Source organism: Mesorhizobium sp. M0018 (genome assembly GCF_040323955.1).
In the GTDB taxonomy this organism is placed as follows: Bacteria; Pseudomonadota; Alphaproteobacteria; order Rhizobiales; family Rhizobiaceae; genus Mesorhizobium.
In genome coordinates this window covers 85,502-102,108 of the sequence record NZ_JAMYVL010000009.1, presented here as the reverse complement: position 1 = coordinate 102,108, position 16,607 = coordinate 85,502, and the positions used below count along the sequence as shown (strand labels likewise).

The following is a 16,607-nucleotide window of genomic DNA, read 5'->3' as shown; positions in this document are numbered from 1 at the left end:
GCGCCCCCCTCTGTCCTGCCGGACATCTCCCCCTCAAGGGGGGAGATCAGCTGCCTCGCCGATGGCGCTACGCTTTAAACGTACAAATCTTTGAACGTACAAATTGCCTTCGAAGCCGGAGACTGGCGAAGGACGTCGCGACGTCCAATCTCCCCCCTTGAGGGGGAGATGTCCGGCAGGACAGAGGGGGGCGCGAAGGAACTCGACCTGCGCGCCAAATAACCCTCTCCATCTCCGCCGAGCGTGGTTGCCGCCTGCAATTGGTATGGCAGCCTGAAAAAAGCTGGAGCCACGCCGGATTTTTGCGCGCGCCCTGCGCCGAACTGCGCTAAAGGCTCTTTTGGCCGGACCAGCGCCCATCGTGGAAGTGCCCCGCCGGCCGACATAGCCGCCACGGGGCCTTATTCCATGACGACAGAATCCCAAGTACCATCCGACCAGCGCTATGCCGCCTTTCGCCACCGGCCGTTCCTGAGCTACTGGGCGGCGCGCTTCCTCTCGACATTCTCTACCCAGATCGTGTCGGTCGCCGTCGGCTGGCAGATCTACGACCTGACCCGCGACCCGTTCGACCTCGGCCTTGTCGGCATCGTCCAGTTCCTGCCTTCGCTGCTGCTGGTGCTGGTCACCGGCGACGTTGCCGATCGTTTCGGGCGCCGGCTGATCATGGCGCTGGCGGTGCTGGTCGAAGCGGGCTGCGCCTTGGCCCTGCTGCTGCTGACGCTACGCGGCCTCTCCGGGCCGATGCCGGTCTTCATCGTGCTCGCCATGTTCGGCATCGCGCGCGCCTTCTTCGGGCCGGCCTCCTCATCACTGTTCGCCAATCTGGTGCCGCCCGAGGATTTCGCCAACGCCATCGCCTGGAACTCGTCCGCCTGGCAGACGGCAACCATCGTCGGGCCGGTCGCCGGCGGCCTGCTCTACGGGCTTTCAGCCGAAGCCGCCTACACCACCGCCGCCGTGCTGATGCTGGTTGCCGCCGTGCTGATCTTCACCATCCCGAAGCCTGCCCAGCGCAGCCGGACCGACAGGCCGACGGTACAGACCCTGTTCGCCGGCTTCGGCTATATCTGGAGCGAAAAGATCGTGCTCGGTGCGATTTCGCTCGATCTGTTTGCGGTGCTCCTGTCCGGCGCCTCGGCGCTGCTGCCGGTCTACGCGCGCGATATCCTCGAACTCGGCCCATGGGGGCTCGGCCTGTTGCGCTCGGCGCCCGGCGTCGGCGCCATCTGCGTCGCCATCTGGCTGGCCGGACACCCGATCCGCAACCATGCCGGCCTTGTGATGCTCGGCTTCGTCGCGCTGTTCGGCGCGTTCACGGTTCTGTTCGGCCTCTCGACCATCACCTGGCTGTCGATTGCGGCCCTTGCGCTGCTCGGCGCCACCGACATGTTCAGCGTCTATATCCGCGAGACGCTGATCCAGCTGTGGACGCCGGACGACGTTCGCGGCCGCGTCAACGCTGTCAACCAGGTTTTTGTCGGCGCTTCCAATGAGCTCGGCGAATTCCGCGCCGGTACGATGGCGGCGTTGATCGGCACGGTTCCGGCCGTGGTGGTCGGGGGTGTCGGGGCGATCGCCGTTGCCGGCCTATGGGCGGTGCTGTTCCCGCAGCTGCGCAAGGTGCGTCATCTCAGAGGGCGAAACTGATTACGGCAGCGCCGGCTTGCCGAAAATCATCGGCAGGAACTCGCCGAGCCAGCGCTTGAGGTGCATGTCCCAGATCAGCCGGCCGCCGAGATGGTCGCGGCCGGGCTGCGCGCCGGGCAGTTCGAAGCGGTGCGCGCCGCGCACCACCCAGCGCTGCATCATCGCCCGGGTCAATTCGCCATGGAACTGGATGCCCCAGGCATTGTCGCCGTAGCGGAAGGCCTGGTTGGGATAAGTTTCGGCCGTCGCCAAAAGCGTCGCGTCCTTCGGCAGCGAAAAGCCCTCGCGATGGAATTGATAGACCATCTCCGGCCAATGCATCAGCCTGCTGCCCGCTTCGGTCGCCTTCAGCGGATACCAGCCGATTTCGACGAGGCCCTCGCCGTGGCCCTCGACCCTGCCGCCAAGATGCTTGACCAGCATTTGCGCGCCGAGGCAGATGCCAAGCAGCGGCCGGTTCTCGTTGAGCGGAATTTTGAGCCAGTCGGTCTCGCGGCGGACGAACTCGTCGCCGTCATTGGCGCTCATCGGCCCGCCGAACACCACGGCGCCGGCATGGCCATCCAGCGTCTGCGGCAAGGCCTCGCCGAGCGGCGGTCGGCGGATGTCGAGGTCGAAGCCTTCCTCGATAAGCATATGGCCGACCCGTCCGGGGCTCGAATGCTCCTGATGCAGCACGATCAGGATCTTTGGTCTCGGACTTGGCTTGGGCGGCATTGGAAGGCGGGATCCTGTCTATTCGTCGCTTGAGGTTCCGGCAGCACCAGGAGCCGCGGCGGCCGCCTTGAGGCGCGCCTCGACACGGTCGCGACGTTCGACGCCGATCAGCTCGGCGACCCGCCACACGGTATTGTCCTCGAGTTCGTGCAGCTCGCCATCGGCATAGACGATCTCCCACATCAGGCCGATGAAGGCCTTTCGCGCCTCGGCGTCGAGATGGCGCTTGAGCACGCTGGTGAAAGCGTAGAGGTCGATCGCCTCATTGTCGGCCCGCTCGCCGGCAGCCGCCAACGCGTCGAGTTCGTCGCCGCTGATCGAGTAGCTTTCCGCCAGCACCTTCTTGAACCGTTCCCATTCGCTATCCTGGCGCACCCCGTCGGCGTTCATCACGTGGAAAAGCAGGGCGGACGCGGCAATGCGCGGATCTTCGGCGCTGGGGCTGGCGCCACCACCGGACGGCAGATCCCTTAGAAACGACAAAACGCGTTCGAACATCAAATCATTCCCAATAAGCCCGGGTCCACTCGACCCTGATCAGAATAAACGAAACCGGCGCGTCGATTTATCCGCTGCGTCGTCTGGATCGACGCCGGGGTCGTCGGGCAGCCGCGTCAGCTCCTGCGCCGGCTCGACGGCCTCTGCATCTTCCGGCACTTGGGCAAACGCCGCCGCGGTGATTGGTGTCACATGATCCTCACCGGCACGGTCGTCCGTCTTCTCCTCGGTCGCTGTGCCCGGTGTCTCCGCCGTGTGCTCGATCGTCCCGGCTCTTTCCTGTACCGGCCTGGCTGGAGCCGCCGCGATGGCCGGCACCTGCACCTCCGGCGTATCCTCATGACCGTCGATCAACTGCCCGAGCCGCTCCATCGGCGCCCGCCATTCGAATGCATCGAGCCTGCCGGTGATCGGCGATACCGGAGCCCAGCGTTCGGAGACGACACCATCGGCAACCCAGGCCGGGTCGCGCGGCGCTCTCACCGCCTTCGACAGCAACTGCCGCACCTTGCCCTGGTCGCCGGTCTCGGCCTCCTCGATATCGGCCAGCAGCAGATAGGCGCCTTCGCGGCGATCCATGCGGATCGCGGCTTCCGCCTCCCGGCGGGCGGTTGAAAAATCCTGCGCATCCAGCGCGGCGCGCGCCACGGCAAGCGAGGACTCGGCATGGTTCTTCTTCAGCTCCTGCAGCTTCTTTGCCCGGTTCAGCCGGTCGAGCACGGCATCGCCCGGCCTGGCATGGGTGTAGAGCTCGGCGATCTCCGGATGCGGCTCGGCCTTCCACCCCGCCTCGAGGATTTTCGAGCCTTTGCGCACGTCGTTCTGCCTAAACAGCAATTTCGCCGCGACGACCGCCGCCGGTGCAAAATCCGGCCGCAGCCGGTTGGCTTCGAGCGCCGCCGCCCTTGCGGCATTGGCATCGCTGTCGATCAGCGCCTGCGCCTTGGCGGTCAGCAGCACGGCGCGGCGGCGGTTGGCGGCGTCACGCTCGATCTGCCGGGTCGACTTCTGGGCATCGACCAGTTTCAGCGCGCCATCCCAGTCGCCGCGTCCGGTCAGGTCTTCCAGCGTCGATTCGGCCGCCCAGGCCAGTTGCGGCGCTACCGCCGCGGCACGGCCGGCATAGTGGCGGGCTGCGTTGCGGTCGCCGAGCCGCTCGGCCTCGAGATAAAGCCCGCGCAGGCCGAGCAGCCGCATTTCGGGATCATCGAGCATGGTCTCGAACTTTTCGCGGGCGCCTTCATGGTCGCCTTCGAGCAGCGAGGCCTGCGCGTCGAGCAGCTGGATCAGTGGCTCCTGATCGGAGCGGATCAGCTTTGCCGCTTCCTTGGTCTTCTTGCGGGCGAGCGCGCCGTCACCGGCGCCGGCGGCGATCATCCCGGTCGACAGCGCCTGGTAGCCGCGGTCGCGGCGACGCACGCGGAAATAGCGCGAGATCGTATAGGGGCTGGTCCACAGCGCCTTGACCAGCCACCAGACGATCATCACCGCGGCAACCACGGCAACGACCGCCACCGCCGCGACCATCAGGCTGACCTGGTATTGATAGCCATTGAAGGTGACGAGCATTTCGCCCGGCCGGTCGGCCAGCCAGGCGAAGCCGAGCCCGAGCGCAAAGACGACGGCAAGGAAGGCGAGGATGCGGATCATCGGGTTCCTCACGCCTTCATCGCGCCGGCGATGAGCGAATCGATCTGCGTCTCGACCTCCATCCGCGCTTTCAACTTGCCGGCAAAGTCGGCGCCGGCGGCCTTGGCCGCCTCAGGCAGGGTTTCGTATTCGCTGAGCGCCTTGGCGTAGTCGCCCCGGTTGACCGCGACCTCCATGCGCGCGACGGTTTCCGGGACGCCGGTGCCTTCGACGGCGCCGATCGGCCTGACCTTGACGAGCGATTCGGCGCTGGACAGCAGCTTCTGCAGGATGCCGGCATTCTGGTCGATGGGCGTCGCGGCAGCGACCATCGCGTTGGCGGCGGCGTCCGCTTCGGCGGCGATCTCGGAGCGCATCGGGACGCCCTTTTCGGCATAGGTGCGCAACGTCGCGATCTCGGGTGCATCGGGTGAGATCGCGGCAAAGGTTTCGAGCTCGGCGGCGAACGGTGCACCACGGTCGAGCGCTGCCTTGAGCGCCGAAGCGGCAATGGCCAGTGCGATCTTCGGCTGCGAAGCCTGTGAATCGACCTTGCTCGAGATCTGTGAAACCGACTGTTCCAGGGCCGCAAGCCGGCTGTCCTGCGCCTTTGTCGTCTCGCCGGCCGATTTCACCAGCGCATCGAGCGCGGCCAGCCTGTCGTTGAGCGGGCCGAGATCGACCGGCGCCGTACCGCCGGCTTTGCCGAGGGCCGCAACCGCCGTCTCGATCTGCCTTACCTTGTCGCCAAGTGCTGCCAGGCCGGCATTGTCGCCGGCACCGCCTTGCTCGACGGCCGACTTCAACGCCGCGACGTCCGCCCTGACCTGATCCAGCGCCGACGACAGCCCGTCCACCTTGGCCGATGCGTCATTGTTGGCGCCGGCCTGTCTGAGGTCCGCGACCTCGCGTTTCAGCGAAACGATCTCACCATTGACCGCGTCGAGCGACACGCCGCCCGACCCCGGCGCACCGAGCAGGCCGGCAAATTGCAGCCCGCCGGCCGCGGCGAGGGCGATGACGCCGCCGATAATACCGGCGGCGATGCCGTTGATGCCGCTTCGCTTCGGCTGCGCTGCCATATGGTCGTCCCTCGTCTCAGCTGTCTTCTCACCGGAACCTGGGATCCTCGGTTCGTTGGCCCCGGTTCCGCTGGATGCATCTTCGAAACTGTAATCGGAAACCGCGGAGCGCCCGGCCGGCGCATCCGAACCGGCGGGATAAGGGGTTTCCGCTTCCCTGGCAGAATCGACGCCGGCGTCCGCCGGCTCTTGCGTGCCGGCCGGCGCGGCTGCGTCGGCATGTTCCCATGGCTCGAGATCGGTCTGGTCCGCATGCACCGGCTCTTCAGGTGGCTCCGGCTGCGAGGCGTTCGCCGCTTCCTCGGCCCGCGCCTCGTCGGTATGCGAGGTCACGGCATCCTGTTTGTCGGCGACTCGCGAGACGGCGCCAGGCTCAAGCTCGATGGTCACCGGCTCACGGCGGCTCTTGGAATGCCGCATCTTCGGCGTCTTGACCATGCTCGGGCTCCGCAAAATTCGCTTCGGGATGGTTGAAAGGGTCTAGCACATCACCAAGCGGTGAAAAGGGGCGGCGTGATGACGCCACGGCTTGGAGTTCAGTTTTTGGCAAAACGCCGCAGGGCCGAATCCACGTTTCAAGCCAAGGCCCATGCTCGCACACAAAAAACCCGCCTCGGCGGGCGGGTCGTTGGAGCCAATTGGCACCATACCGAAATTAGTAGCATAGCTGCCGGCACAAAGCAAGAACAAAATGTGGCCGAGGGCAATCGCCTGCGTTTGGCGCCGCCCTTCAAGGACGGCACAGAGCCGCCGCTAATGCCATCAGCGCGGCGCCTGCAAAAGTCCCAGCAAGGCATCTTCGTAGGGCTCAGGCGCAATCCGGATCCTTTCGCCGGCGACATCGCCGAGGGCGGCGGCAATACGTCCCGACAAGGCAAAAAAGCGCATTTCCCGGAAAAGGCTACGCAGCGCCGGCCGGCTAGCCAGGGCCTGCATCGCTTTTGCCGCCTTGGCCGAATAGAGCAGCACCGCCTCGACCGGCCGGGCGGACAGGCGCGCAAGAACGGCCTCGTCGGAGTAATCCAGGACAACGGTGTCGTAGGTCTCGACGGCGCGGACCTGAACGCCCGACGCCAACAGCCCTTCCTCGAAGCCGGGAAATCGCACCCGCCCGCAGAGATAGACGATCGTCTTCCCCGCGTAACCGCCAGCAAGCGCATCGGCCAGCGCCTCGGCATTGCCCGGGCCTTCGCTGACCGACAGAAACGCGGCAGCGCGGGCGGCTTCCGCCGTCTTCCTGCCGACGGCGTGGCACGGCAAGCCGGCGAACGCCGCGATGACCTCTTTCGGCGCATGGCGAACGGCATTGGCGCTGGTGACCGCGACCGCCGCGGCGTCAGCGAGCGCGCCGGCATCGACCGGCAGCGTCACGGTTCCGGTCAATGGCAGCAGGATCGGCTGAAAGCCGGCATCCGCAAGCCGGCGCCCGGTGCGCGACGCGCCCGGTTCGGGCCTCGTCACCAGGACGCGGAGCATGTCAGGTCCAGCCATCGAAGAATGTTTCGCCGGCCTTGGCCCGAACGGTCGCCGCGGCGTCCGCGCCAATGCGCGCCGCCTCCTGCGCCGGCCCTTGCAGCCTGACTTCATGCGACTGCGTGCCATCGGGCGAGATGATCAGCCCGGCAAAGGAAACCGTTCCGCCCGATATCGTCGCATGTCCGGCGATCGGCGTGCGGCAGGACCCGTCGAGCGCCGCCAGGAAGGCGCGCTCGCAGGCCAGCGCCTCGCCGGTCGGCCCGTCGTGGATCGCTGCCAGCATCTGTTCCACGTCGCGGTCTCCGATGCGGCTTTCGATGCAGATCGCGCCTTGCCCCGGCGCCGGCGGAAAGACCTCGAGCGGCATCAGGTCGGTGACGACGTCTTCGAGCCCGAGCCGCTTCAGCCCGGCATAGGCGAGGATTGTGCCGTCGGCGATGCCGTCGTCGAGCTTGCGCAGCCGCGTCTGCACATTGCCGCGAAACATCACCACCTCGATGTCCGGCCGCATCCGCCGGATCAGCGCCTGGCGCCTGAGCGACGACGAACCGACCCTGGCGCCTTGCGGCAGGCCGGCAATCGTTCGCGCCGCCTTGCCGATGAAGGCATCGCGCGCGTCCTCGCGCGGCAGGAACGCGGACAGTTCGAGCCCCTCGGGCAACAGCGTCGGCATGTCCTTCGACGAATGCACGGCGATGTCGATGCGGCGCGCCAGCAGCGCCTCCTCGATCTCCTTGGTGAACAGGCCCTTGCCGCCGGCTTCCGACAGCGGCCGGTCCTGGATGCGGTCGCCGGTGGTCGAGATGACGACCACCTCGAAAGCTTCCGCCGGCATGCCGTGCGCCGCCATCAGCCGCGCCTGCGTTTCATGCGCCTGCGCCAGCGCCAGCGGGCTGCCGCGTGTTCCGATTCTCAAGGTTGTTTGCATGACGCGTCGTCCGTGATAACCCCCGGCAGGTTTTCGGGCTTTCTCCTATCGGGGAAAGGCCGGTTGCACAATCATCGAGGACAGCGACGAATTGATCCGCGTTCTGGGCATCGAGACGAGTTGCGACGAGACCGCCGCCAGCGTGGTGGCGCTGGACGGTCGCAGCACGCCGCAAATCCTGTCGAACATCGTGCTCAGCCAGATCGAGGAGCATGCTGCTTTCGGCGGCGTCGTGCCGGAGATCGCCGCGCGCGCCCATGTCGAGGCGCTCGACGGCATCATCGAGGCAGCGCTGGCCGATTCCGGCGTCGAGCTCGCCGACATCGATGCGATTGCCGCCACCGCCGGCCCCGGTCTTGTCGGCGGGCTGATCGTCGGCCTGATGACGGCCAAAGCAATCGCCGCGGCAGCAAAAAAACCGCTGATCGCCATCAACCATCTCGAAGGCCACGCGCTGACGGCCAGGCTGACCGACGGGCTCGACTTTCCCTACCTCTTGCTGCTGGTCTCCGGCGGCCATACCCAGATCGTCGCCGTGCGCGGCGTCGGCGACTACCAGCGCTGGGCGACGACGATCGACGACGCGCTTGGCGAGGCCTTCGACAAGACGGCCAAGATGCTCGGCCTGCCCTATCCGGGCGGACCGAATGTCGAGAAGGCGGCGGCAACCGGTGACGCGACGCGTTTCGCCTTTCCGCGCCCGATGAAGGGCTCCGTGCAGCCCGATTTTTCCTTCTCCGGCCTCAAGACCGCGGTGCGCCAGGCGGCAACCGCGATTGCCCCGCTGAGCGACCAGGATGTCGCCGATATCTGCGCCTCGTTCCAGGCGGCGGTCGCGGATGCGCTGGGCGACCGTGTTGCGCGGGCGCTGACCCGGTTCCGTCAGCAATTCCCGGACAAGGCCGAGCCTGCATTGGTTGTCGCCGGCGGCGTCGCCGCCAATCGGACCATCAAGGCGACATTGCAGGGCCTGTGCGAGCAGGCCGGGTTCAGCTTCGTCGCGCCGCCGCTCAACCTCTGCACCGACAATGCGGCGATGATCGCCTGGGCCGGCATCGAGCGCTTGCGCGCCGGCATATCAGGTGAAAACGCCGCCGATTTCGTGCCGCGCTCGCGCTGGCCGCTGGACAGCGTCTCGGCCCCGATGGTCGGCTCGGGCCGGCGTGGGGCCAAGGCATGACCGGCAGCGAGCACAAGGCGCCAAGCGGCTGGCGCGTCGCCGTGCTCGGCGGCGGCGCCTGGGGCACGGCGCTGGCGCTGGCCACGCTGCGCGCCGGTCATTTCGTCCGCCTCTATGCGCGCGACCCGGAGACCGTCGCGGCGGTCGACCGTGGCGAAAATCCGCGCTATCTGCCGGGCATTGCGCTCGATCCCGGCATCGTGGCGACGAGCGACATCGAGGCGGCGCTCGACGGTGCCGACTGCGTTCTGGCGGTAGCGCCGGCGCAATCGTTGCGGATTATGCTGACGGCCGCGTCCAGCCATATGCCGAAAGGCGTCCCGCTGGTCCTCTGCGCCAAGGGCATCGAGCGCGACACCGGCGCGCTGCTGTCGTCCATCACCGAGGAAATACTGCCGGCAAATCCGGTCGCCGCTTTGTCCGGCCCAAGCTTTGCCACCGACGTCGCCAGGGGCCTGCCGACGGCCGTCGTGGTCGCCGCCCGCGACGAGGCTCTGGCCACCGACCTTGCCGCCCGCTTTTCGGCGGAAAATCTGCGCTGTTATTCGAGCGACGACCTGATCGGCGTCGAGATCGGCGGCGCGCTGAAGAACGTCTTTGCAATTGCCGCGGGTGCCGTCACCGGCGCCGGGCTCGGTGCCAGCGCCCAGGCGGCGATGGTGACGCGCGGCTTCGTCGAATTGCGCCGCATCGGCGCCGCCTTTGGCGCCAGGCCGGAGACGTTGATGGGGCTTTCCGGCCTCGGCGACCTGCTGCTCACCTGCTCGTCCGCGCAGTCGCGCAATTTCGCCTATGGGCTGGCGCTGGGGCAAGGCAAGCCGCTTGTCGGCTTGCCTTTGGCCGAAGGCGTGCCGACGGCGGCAATCGCCGCCCGCATCGCCGGCGAGCGCCAGATCGACGCGCCGATCATCGCCGCCGTCGCCGCCATACTGGACGGCACCATAACTATAGACCAGGCTGTGTCGGCGTTGATGACAAGGCCACTCAAGACCGAAACCGACATGTAATCGCGAACGATTGCGGAGATGGAAAGATGCTGTTTGCGTTGATTTGCAAGGACAAGCCAGGAAGGCTGCAGGTGCGGCTCGACACGCGGCCCGAGCACATTGCCTTTCTGGAAGGGCTGAACGGCGACAAGAAACTGGGTTTCGCAGGCCCGTTCCTCGACGCCGACGGCAAGCCGGACGGCAGCCTCGTCGTTGTCGAGGCGCCCGACCTGGCGGCGGCAAAAGCCCTGTCGGCGGCCGATCCCTATACCAAGGCAGGGCTGTTCGAAAGCGTCGAAATCCGGCAATGGAACTGGAGCTTCAACAAACCTGTGAGTGAATGATCGTTCGTTCGCCCTGCCCCTCATCCGCCTGCCGGCACCTTCTCCCCGTGAAGAACGGGGAGAAGGGAGAAGCTCCAGCGCGGGCGACCCCTCTCCCCGTCCTTACGGGGAGCGGGTAAGGGTGAGGGGCAGCGCCAACGCTGGATAGCGACAAACCGACAACGGCAACGGGATAACCGAGATGAACTACTGGCTGTTCAAATCCGAACCTTCGGTCTTCTCCTTCGAGGACCTCAAGGCCAAGGGCAAGGCCGGCACGCAGTGGGACGGCGTGCGCAATTATGCGGCGCGCAACAACATGAAGGCGATGCAGATCGGCGATCTCGGCTTCTTCTACCATTCCAATGACGGGCTGGACATCGTCGGCATCGCCGAAGTCTGCGCTCTGGCCCATCAGGACAGCACCACCGACGATCCCCGCTGGGAGTGCGTCGACATCCGCGCCTTCAAGGCCATGCCGAAGCCGGTGACGCTGGAGCAGGCCAAGGCCAATCCAAAGCTGGCCGACATGGCGCTGGTGCGGCTCGGGCGGCTGTCTGTGCAGCCGGTGACGCCGGCCGAATGGCAAGAGGTTTGCCGCATGGGCGGCCTGACGCCGGCGCCATGACGGCGCTGACGCCGGACAGCGCCAGGAAATTCATCCTCGACAACACGGCGCTGATGGCGCCGCCGCATGTGCCGGAGATCCGCCTGCACCTGGCCGACGAGGCGCACGAACTGTGGCAGCGGGCCGAGGACGAGCTGACCGAAATCGGCCTGCCGCCGCCCTTCTGGGCTTTTGCCTGGGCCGGCGGCCAAGGCCTTGCCCGCTACATCCTCGACAATCCGGCGGCGGTGCGCGGCAAGCGCGTGCTGGACTTCGCCTCCGGCTCCGGCCTTGTCGCCATTGCCGCGGTGAAGGCCGGAGCTGCCGAGGTGATCGCCGCCGATATCGACCCATTCTGCGCGACCGCGATCCGCCTCAATGCCGAGGCAAATGGGACCGAGATAAAATTCCTCATCGGCGACTGCATCGGCAGCGATGCCGGCTGGGACGTGGTGCTGGCCGGCGACGTCTTCTACGACAAAACTTTCGCCGACAGGCTGATGCCGTGGTTCCTCGCGCTGAAGGCGCGTGGCGCCAACATCCTCGTCGGCGATCCCGGCCGCTCCTATCTGCCGAAGACCGGGCTGGAGCCGCTTGCCGTCTACGAAGTGGCGGTGACCCGGGCGCTGGAGGACGCCGAGGTCAAGCGCACCACCGTCTGGCGCCTTGCTTGACGGCATCGCCGAACAGGCGTTCCATCGCGCAATCGACCGGAGGGAACCATGGATTTTTCAGCAATCAATTGGCTGGCGGTAATCGTCGCCGCCGTCGTGGCGTGGTTGTTCGGCGCGGCCTGGTACATGGGCTTGAGCAAGCCGTGGCTGAAGGCCGCCAAGCTTGATCCGGCGACGATGAGCAAATCGATGCTGCCCTTCGTCGTCTCCTTCATCGCGGAGCTCGTCATGGCGCTGGTCATGTCGCTGATCATCGGCGCCGTAACCGGCGGCGAGCCGAGCCTGCTTGCCGGGGTGATCTTCGGCTTCGTTCTCTGGCTGGGGTTCGTCGCCACCACGCTTTCGGTCAACCATCGTTACGAAGGTTTCGGCTGGGATCTGACGCTCATCGATGTTGGTCACTGGCTCGGCGTGCTGCTTCTCATCGGCGCGGTGATCGGCTGGTTCGGCGCGGCGGCGGGCTGAACGTCAGGTCGGGGTCCTTGCGATTTCGTCGAGAAGCCAATCGCGAAAGGCGGCAATGCGCGGATCATTCGCCGCACTTTCGGGATAGACCAGGAAATAGGCGAATTCGGGCGCGACCTTGATGCCGAGTTCGAACGGCCGGATCAGCCTACCTTCCGAAAGGTCGTTTGCCACCATGGCGAAATCGGCGAGCGCGACCGCGTTGCCGTCGAGCGCGGCCTGGACGGCATCCGTCGAATTGCCGAACACGATGGTCCGGCTGTCGTCGAAATCGTCGACGCCCGCCGCCGCCATCCACATGCTCCAGTTCGGCCAGGTGACGCCCTGGCGCGACCACTCGATATGCGCCAGCGTATGATGGAACAGGTCGCGCGGCTCCTTGAGCGGCGGCCCTGACCGCAGCAAGGCCGGGCTGCAGACGGGGATGATGACGTTTTCGAACAGCCGGTGCGAGCGAAGCCCCGGATATTTGCCGGTGCCGAAACGGATGCCGAGATCGACGTCGTCGCGATCGAAGTCGCGCACCTCGTAACTGATGTCGAAACGCAGCTCGATTGCCGGATGCTGCTTGCGAAAATCGTCGACGCGCCGCATCAGCCACTTCGTCGCGAATTGCGCATCGAGGGTGACCTTCAGCAGCGCCGATCCGCGCGCCGTCTTCTGCGCCCGTGAGACGGCCCGGCCAAGCAGGTCGAGCGCATCGGTCGAAGCTTCGAACAGCACCGCGCCCGCCTCGGTCAGCCGGATCGTGCGGCTGGTGCGTGTGAACAGCACGATGCCGAGCTGATCCTCGATTTCCTTGATCTGATGGCTGACCGCTGCCGGCGTCAGGCCGAGCTCGTCGGCGGCGCGGGTGAAATTGAGATGCCGGGCCGCTGCCTCCAGCGTCCGCAGCGCACGGGTTCCAGGCAGCAGGCGCGCCATCAGTGCCAGACGAGGAGGGTTCGGTCGAGGGTTCGGTCGAGCATTCCAATCATCAAACAGAACTTGAAGATGCAGAAAAAACTACTCGTTTCCCGTTTGAATTTCAATCTGCCATGATCTGAGCATCGAAGAAACATCAAACCGGATTTGATGTCCGGAGAAGCGGATTGCACCATGTCTGACATCGCCTTGCGCTCGGTAACCCTCCGCCCGGCCTGGCTGCGCGCCGTGCTTGAATGGCTTCGGCACGCAAAAATCGCGGCCAGTCTTCCCTACGAAAATGTCGAGGATCTCTCCGATCGCCAGCTTCGCGACATAGGCGGCGAACGCAAGGACATCGCACGCGCCATGGACCGCGAACTCGGCCGGCTCGGCCTTCTCGACATCGGGTGGCAAAGGAGTAAGGGAGTAGGGGAGTAGGGGAGTAGGGAAGCTAAGCGGCGCGCCCACGCCTGTCTTACCCTTACTGCCCTATTCCCCTACCCCCTTATTCCCTTACTCCCTTACCTCACCACCCTTACCACCGTCCGCTCCGACAGCAGCGGCAGCAGCCGTGCCATGGTGCGGGCCGTTACCGCGACGCAGCCTTGCGTCGGCGTGAAGCCGGGGCGCGCCAGGTGGAAGAAGATGGCGCTGCCGCGCCCGCGCCGGCGCGGCACAATGTTCCAGTCCAGCACCAGGCAGGCGTCATAGAGATCGTCGGTGCGCAGCATCCGCTCATGGCTGGCGCCATAGGGGATTTTGACCGGGCGGTTGTAGTTGCGGTCCCCAGGCACTTCGCACCAGCCGAGATCGCGGCCGATCGGCGTCATCGCCAGCCGCGTCCGGCGGCCGCCGGCAAAACGGTCGCCGCGAAAATATCCCGACAATATCCGCATCGAGGCAAGCGGGGTGGCGCCGTCGCCCTCGCGCTTGCCGGCCGAGATGCCGCCATGCCCCAGCGCACATGGAAACACCAGTTTGCCGGCCTGCAGAAAGCCCTGGCTGGGTTGGCCGGGGCGCGCGCGCACGGTGAGCACGGTGAGCCCTTTCGGCAAAATTGCACCGACTGCATTGCGATCGTGTTTTTTCTTGTATGATCGTGCCACGGAACAAATCACTGTGAACGGCTGTTGTGCCGGTCAGCTTCCGCATAAACAGGCAGCGGTCAACTGAAATCTCTTTTCAAAACAACGGATTGATCCATGACTTCACGCACCATTCTGATCGTCGACGACGATGACGACCTGCGCGGCACCCTTGTCGAGCAATTGTCGCTTTATGAGGAATTCGATGTCCTGCAGGAAGCGACCGCCGCCAAAGGCGTCGCCACGGCGCGTGGCGGGCTCATCGACCTGCTCATCATGGATGTCGGCCTGCCCGACATGGATGGCCGCGAGGCGGTAAAGATATTGCGCAAGGGCGGCTACAAGGCGCCGATCATCATGCTGACCGGCCATGATACCGATTCCGACACCATCCTTGGCCTCGAGGCCGGCGCCAACGACTATGTGACGAAACCGTTCCGTTTTGCCGTGCTGCTGGCCCGCATCCGCGCGCAGTTGCGCCAGCACGAACAGAGCGAGGACGCCACTTTCTCGGTCGGCCCCTACACGTTCAAGCCCAGCCAGAAGCTTCTGATCGACCCGCGCGGCGCCAAGGTGCGGCTGACCGAAAAGGAAGCCTCGATCATCAAATATCTATACCGTGCCGACCAGAAGGTGGTGACCCGCGACGTGCTGCTGGAGGAAGTCTGGGGCTACAATTCCGGCGTCACCACGCATACGCTCGAAACTCACGTCTACCGGCTGCGCCAGAAGATCGAGCGCGATCCTTCCAACGCGGAAATTCTCGTGACAGAAAGCGGCGGCTACAAGCTGGTTCCTTAAACATTTCATTATTCAAATAAGCGATCCGGGCGGGGCGCTTTTCGGGTACGGTCCTGAGGCTGGAGGTGGTTTTGGATCGGCCTCGTAGGGGAGGAGTCGGACTGACGGTTCGGGGACATAGCTAGATGGCGCTGGATGACGACATCCGCATCCTGTCCACCGTGAGGCTCTTCGAGGGCTTTACGCAGGAACAGCTGCGTCTGCTCGCCTTCGGCGCCGAAACCACCATGTTGAAAGCCGACCACAAGCTTTACCGCGAGGACGACGAGGCTGATTCGGCCTACATCGTGGTCAGCGGCCGCATCGTCCTCTACCGCGAGCACGACGGCGAGCGCATCCCGATCGGCACCGTCGGCCCCGGCACCATGCTCAGCGAACTGGCGCTGATCGCCGACACCAACCGGCTGACCAGCGCCTCCGCCGAAATCGATTCGGAAGTGCTGCGGCTCAGCCGCAAGATGTTCCGCCGCATCCTCGAGGAATACCCGGAACTGGCGGTTCACCTGCACCAGCGCATTTTGGAGGATTTCCAGGCGATGATTCGCCGCATCGAGGAACTTGGGCCGCGTTTTGCCGGCTAATATAGCGCCTCTGGCCTAACCAGATCGACTTCGGAACTGCGAGGGCTCAGGGCCGGTGCGTTGCGGAAACAAGCTCGGCCTTGCGCCGTGCCGTCTCCAGTCCGAGCGCAATGAAGCGGCGCGCATGTTTGGCCAGCTCGATGTTGTCGGTCCACAGATTGCGCCAGATCGCGGTTTTCCGCGACAGGTTCGCGTCGACGATTTCCGAGGAGAAGGATTCGAAGCTGAGGTCGTCGCTGTAACCGATGGCGGTCAGCGCATCGAATATCGCGGCAAAATCGATATTGCCGGTGCCGAGGAAACCGCGATGGCTCTCGCCGATATGGACATAGCCGATCTTCCCGACCGCATTGCGAATGGCCAAGCCGACATCGGCCTCCTCGATGTTCATGTGGAAGCTGTCGAGATGCAGGAAGATATTGTCGGAGCCGCTGTCCGCGATGAAGGCCATGCCTTGCGCGGCGGTGTTGAGCAGATTGCTTTCGAAGCGGTTGACGATTTCGAGGTTGAGGGTGACGCCGGCTGATTTTGCCGTGTCCGCCACCTCGGCCAGCGTGCCGGCGCTGCGGTTCCACTGGTCACGCGTCGGCGCCTCGCTCTGCAAGCCGTGGCTGGTGCTGAGGATGCCGGCAACCTTCTGGCCGCCGAGATCGCGGGTCAGCGCGATCGTGCGTTCCAGGATTTCGACGCCGTGCGCGGCAATCGTTTTGTCGGCGCTCGAAATATCGCCGTCGGCCGGCAGTCCAATGCTGATCGCAACGCCGAGGCCGAGATCGGCGATCCGCTTGGCCAGGCCGTCAATGTCGACATTGGCGGGGTCGAGATAGGAGAATTCGATCAGGTCGAAGCCGGCTTCCCTGGTGTTGGCCAGCGTCCGCTCGAGGTCGCCCTGCGCCGAGCTCGCCGACCAGACGAATGAGTGGATTCCGATGCGCGACATGATCGTCTCCGGTTATTTCCAGCTGACCCAAGTCCAAAGCGGTTTTGGCAATCCGATGCTCGGACAAAAAGGTGCGGCC

19 protein-coding genes are annotated in these 16,607 nt (G+C 65.4%); 10 read left to right on the top strand and 9 right to left on the bottom strand.

Translation table 11 applies throughout. From position 1 onward, the window contains the following. Nucleotides 1-408: 408 nt before the first annotated feature. Nucleotides 409-1,650 carry an MFS transporter gene (locus NKJ81_RS14945; protein WP_023678198.1) on the top strand — a complete coding sequence of 414 codons (1,242 nt, stop codon included), beginning with the start codon at nucleotides 409-411 and terminating at the stop codon, nucleotides 1,648-1,650. Here the strand turns inward: NKJ81_RS14945 and NKJ81_RS14940 are convergent, their stop codons facing one another. From NKJ81_RS14940 to hemC, 6 genes are all read right to left on the bottom strand, one after another. Further along, complete coding sequence (locus NKJ81_RS14940; protein ID WP_352470761.1) at nucleotides 1,651-2,367, bottom strand: glutamine amidotransferase; 717 nt, start codon at nucleotides 2,365-2,367, stop codon at nucleotides 1,651-1,653. An 18-nt stretch (nucleotides 2,368-2,385) separates the two neighbouring features. Next, nucleotides 2,386-2,865, bottom strand: a complete 480-nt coding sequence (locus NKJ81_RS14935; RefSeq protein ID WP_352540859.1) for a tellurite resistance TerB family protein — start codon at nucleotides 2,863-2,865, stop codon at nucleotides 2,386-2,388. 39 nt (nucleotides 2,866-2,904) lie between these two features. After that, entirely contained in the window at nucleotides 2,905-4,515 is a 1,611-nt protein-coding gene (locus NKJ81_RS14930) for a heme biosynthesis protein HemY (RefSeq protein ID WP_352540858.1), read from the bottom strand. An 8-nt stretch (nucleotides 4,516-4,523) separates the two neighbouring features. Beyond that, a complete protein-coding gene (locus NKJ81_RS14925) occupies nucleotides 4,524-6,014 on the bottom strand; it encodes a COG4223 family protein (protein ID WP_352540857.1) in 1,491 nt (496 codons plus the stop codon). A gap of 324 nt (nucleotides 6,015-6,338) precedes the next feature. After that, on the bottom strand, nucleotides 6,339-7,052 hold the full coding sequence (locus NKJ81_RS14920; RefSeq protein WP_352540856.1) for a uroporphyrinogen-III synthase: 714 nt from the start codon (nucleotides 7,050-7,052) through the stop codon (nucleotides 6,339-6,341). Nucleotide 7,053: 1 nt separating this feature from the next. Beyond that, nucleotides 7,054-7,980, bottom strand: a complete 927-nt coding sequence (gene hemC, locus NKJ81_RS14915; RefSeq protein ID WP_352540855.1) for a hydroxymethylbilane synthase — start codon at nucleotides 7,978-7,980, stop codon at nucleotides 7,054-7,056. Between the two features lie 94 nt (nucleotides 7,981-8,074). Between hemC and tsaD the strand changes: the two genes are divergently transcribed. The 6 genes from tsaD to NKJ81_RS14885 all read left to right on the top strand — a co-directional run bounded on the left by tsaD (nucleotide 8,075) and on the right by NKJ81_RS14885 (nucleotide 12,215). Then, nucleotides 8,075-9,160 carry a tRNA (adenosine(37)-N6)-threonylcarbamoyltransferase complex transferase subunit TsaD gene (tsaD, locus tag NKJ81_RS14910; protein ID WP_352540951.1) on the top strand — a complete coding sequence of 362 codons (1,086 nt, stop codon included), beginning with the start codon at nucleotides 8,075-8,077 and terminating at the stop codon, nucleotides 9,158-9,160. Then, nucleotides 9,157-10,167 carry an NAD(P)H-dependent glycerol-3-phosphate dehydrogenase gene (locus NKJ81_RS14905; protein ID WP_352540854.1) on the top strand — a complete coding sequence of 337 codons (1,011 nt, stop codon included), beginning with the start codon at nucleotides 9,157-9,159 and terminating at the stop codon, nucleotides 10,165-10,167. Before tsaD ends, NKJ81_RS14905 begins: the two co-directional genes overlap by 4 nt. A 26-nt stretch (nucleotides 10,168-10,193) precedes the next feature. Beyond that, the gene (locus NKJ81_RS14900) at nucleotides 10,194-10,490 is read left to right on the top strand and encodes a YciI-like protein (protein WP_352451318.1); all 297 of its coding nucleotides are present in this window, start codon (nucleotides 10,194-10,196) and stop codon (nucleotides 10,488-10,490) included. A 181-nt stretch (nucleotides 10,491-10,671) separates the two neighbouring features. Further along, a complete protein-coding gene (locus NKJ81_RS14895) occupies nucleotides 10,672-11,097 on the top strand; it encodes an EVE domain-containing protein (protein WP_023680473.1) in 426 nt (141 codons plus the stop codon). Next, nucleotides 11,094-11,750, top strand: a complete 657-nt coding sequence (locus NKJ81_RS14890; RefSeq protein WP_352540950.1) for a class I SAM-dependent methyltransferase — start codon at nucleotides 11,094-11,096, stop codon at nucleotides 11,748-11,750. The genes NKJ81_RS14895 and NKJ81_RS14890 overlap by 4 nt, the downstream gene beginning before the upstream one ends. Before the next feature lie 48 nt (nucleotides 11,751-11,798). Beyond that, nucleotides 11,799-12,215, top strand: coding sequence for a DUF1761 domain-containing protein (locus tag NKJ81_RS14885; RefSeq protein WP_023680475.1), 417 nt, complete (start codon nucleotides 11,799-11,801; stop codon nucleotides 12,213-12,215). Nucleotides 12,216-12,218: 3 nt separating this feature from the next. Here NKJ81_RS14885 and gcvA read toward each other — a convergent pair whose 3' ends face one another. Continuing rightward, complete coding sequence (gene gcvA / locus NKJ81_RS14880) at nucleotides 12,219-13,139, bottom strand: transcriptional regulator GcvA (protein ID WP_352451320.1); 921 nt, start codon at nucleotides 13,137-13,139, stop codon at nucleotides 12,219-12,221. A 174-nt stretch (nucleotides 13,140-13,313) separates the two neighbouring features. Here gcvA and NKJ81_RS14875 point away from each other — a divergent pair, with 174 nt between their 5' ends. Further along, nucleotides 13,314-13,559 (top strand): hypothetical protein, encoded by a 246-nt coding sequence (locus NKJ81_RS14875; RefSeq protein WP_352540853.1) that lies wholly within the window; start codon nucleotides 13,314-13,316, stop codon nucleotides 13,557-13,559. An 83-nt stretch (nucleotides 13,560-13,642) separates the two neighbouring features. On the opposite strand, the gene NKJ81_RS14870 is transcribed toward NKJ81_RS14875, so the two are convergent. Further along, nucleotides 13,643-14,179: a L,D-transpeptidase family protein gene (locus tag NKJ81_RS14870; RefSeq protein WP_245274862.1), complete on the bottom strand. Its 537-nt coding sequence runs from the start codon at nucleotides 14,177-14,179 to the stop codon at nucleotides 13,643-13,645. A 144-nt stretch (nucleotides 14,180-14,323) separates the two neighbouring features. Between NKJ81_RS14870 and NKJ81_RS14865 the strand changes: the two genes are divergently transcribed. Continuing rightward, nucleotides 14,324-15,007: a response regulator transcription factor gene (locus NKJ81_RS14865; RefSeq protein WP_023680479.1), complete on the top strand. Its 684-nt coding sequence runs from the start codon at nucleotides 14,324-14,326 to the stop codon at nucleotides 15,005-15,007. Between the two features lie 125 nt (nucleotides 15,008-15,132). Further along, nucleotides 15,133-15,588 (top strand): Crp/Fnr family transcriptional regulator, encoded by a 456-nt coding sequence (locus NKJ81_RS14860; protein ID WP_352470773.1) that lies wholly within the window; start codon nucleotides 15,133-15,135, stop codon nucleotides 15,586-15,588. A 46-nt stretch (nucleotides 15,589-15,634) separates the two neighbouring features. On the opposite strand, the gene NKJ81_RS14855 is transcribed toward NKJ81_RS14860, so the two are convergent. Continuing rightward, nucleotides 15,635-16,528, bottom strand: coding sequence for a sugar phosphate isomerase/epimerase family protein (locus NKJ81_RS14855; RefSeq protein WP_352540852.1), 894 nt, complete (start codon nucleotides 16,526-16,528; stop codon nucleotides 15,635-15,637). Nucleotides 16,529-16,607: the final 79 nt, after the last annotated feature.

Coding starts and splice junctions, on each gene's coding strand:
- NKJ81_RS14945 (WP_023678198.1), top strand. CDS start 409: ATGACGACAGAATCCCAAGTACCATCCGACCAGCGCTATGCCGCCTTT.
- NKJ81_RS14940 (WP_352470761.1), bottom strand. CDS start 2,367: ATGCCGCCCAAGCCAAGTCCGAGACCAAAGATCCTGATCGTGCTGCAT.
- NKJ81_RS14935 (WP_352540859.1), bottom strand. CDS start 2,865: ATGTTCGAACGCGTTTTGTCGTTTCTAAGGGATCTGCCGTCCGGTGGT.
- NKJ81_RS14930 (WP_352540858.1), bottom strand. CDS start 4,515: ATGATCCGCATCCTCGCCTTCCTTGCCGTCGTCTTTGCGCTCGGGCTC.
- NKJ81_RS14925 (WP_352540857.1), bottom strand. CDS start 6,014: ATGGTCAAGACGCCGAAGATGCGGCATTCCAAGAGCCGCCGTGAGCCG.
- NKJ81_RS14920 (WP_352540856.1), bottom strand. CDS start 7,052: ATGCTCCGCGTCCTGGTGACGAGGCCCGAACCGGGCGCGTCGCGCACC.
- hemC (WP_352540855.1), bottom strand. CDS start 7,980: ATGCAAACAACCTTGAGAATCGGAACACGCGGCAGCCCGCTGGCGCTG.
- NKJ81_RS14905 (WP_352540854.1), top strand. CDS start 9,157: ATGACCGGCAGCGAGCACAAGGCGCCAAGCGGCTGGCGCGTCGCCGTG.
- NKJ81_RS14900 (WP_352451318.1), top strand. CDS start 10,194: ATGCTGTTTGCGTTGATTTGCAAGGACAAGCCAGGAAGGCTGCAGGTG.
- NKJ81_RS14895 (WP_023680473.1), top strand. CDS start 10,672: ATGAACTACTGGCTGTTCAAATCCGAACCTTCGGTCTTCTCCTTCGAG.
- NKJ81_RS14890 (WP_352540950.1), top strand. CDS start 11,094: ATGACGGCGCTGACGCCGGACAGCGCCAGGAAATTCATCCTCGACAAC.
- NKJ81_RS14885 (WP_023680475.1), top strand. CDS start 11,799: ATGGATTTTTCAGCAATCAATTGGCTGGCGGTAATCGTCGCCGCCGTC.
- gcvA (WP_352451320.1), bottom strand. CDS start 13,139: ATGGCGCGCCTGCTGCCTGGAACCCGTGCGCTGCGGACGCTGGAGGCA.
- NKJ81_RS14875 (WP_352540853.1), top strand. CDS start 13,314: ATGTCTGACATCGCCTTGCGCTCGGTAACCCTCCGCCCGGCCTGGCTG.
- NKJ81_RS14865 (WP_023680479.1), top strand. CDS start 14,324: ATGACTTCACGCACCATTCTGATCGTCGACGACGATGACGACCTGCGC.
- NKJ81_RS14860 (WP_352470773.1), top strand. CDS start 15,133: ATGGCGCTGGATGACGACATCCGCATCCTGTCCACCGTGAGGCTCTTC.
- NKJ81_RS14855 (WP_352540852.1), bottom strand. CDS start 16,528: ATGTCGCGCATCGGAATCCACTCATTCGTCTGGTCGGCGAGCTCGGCG.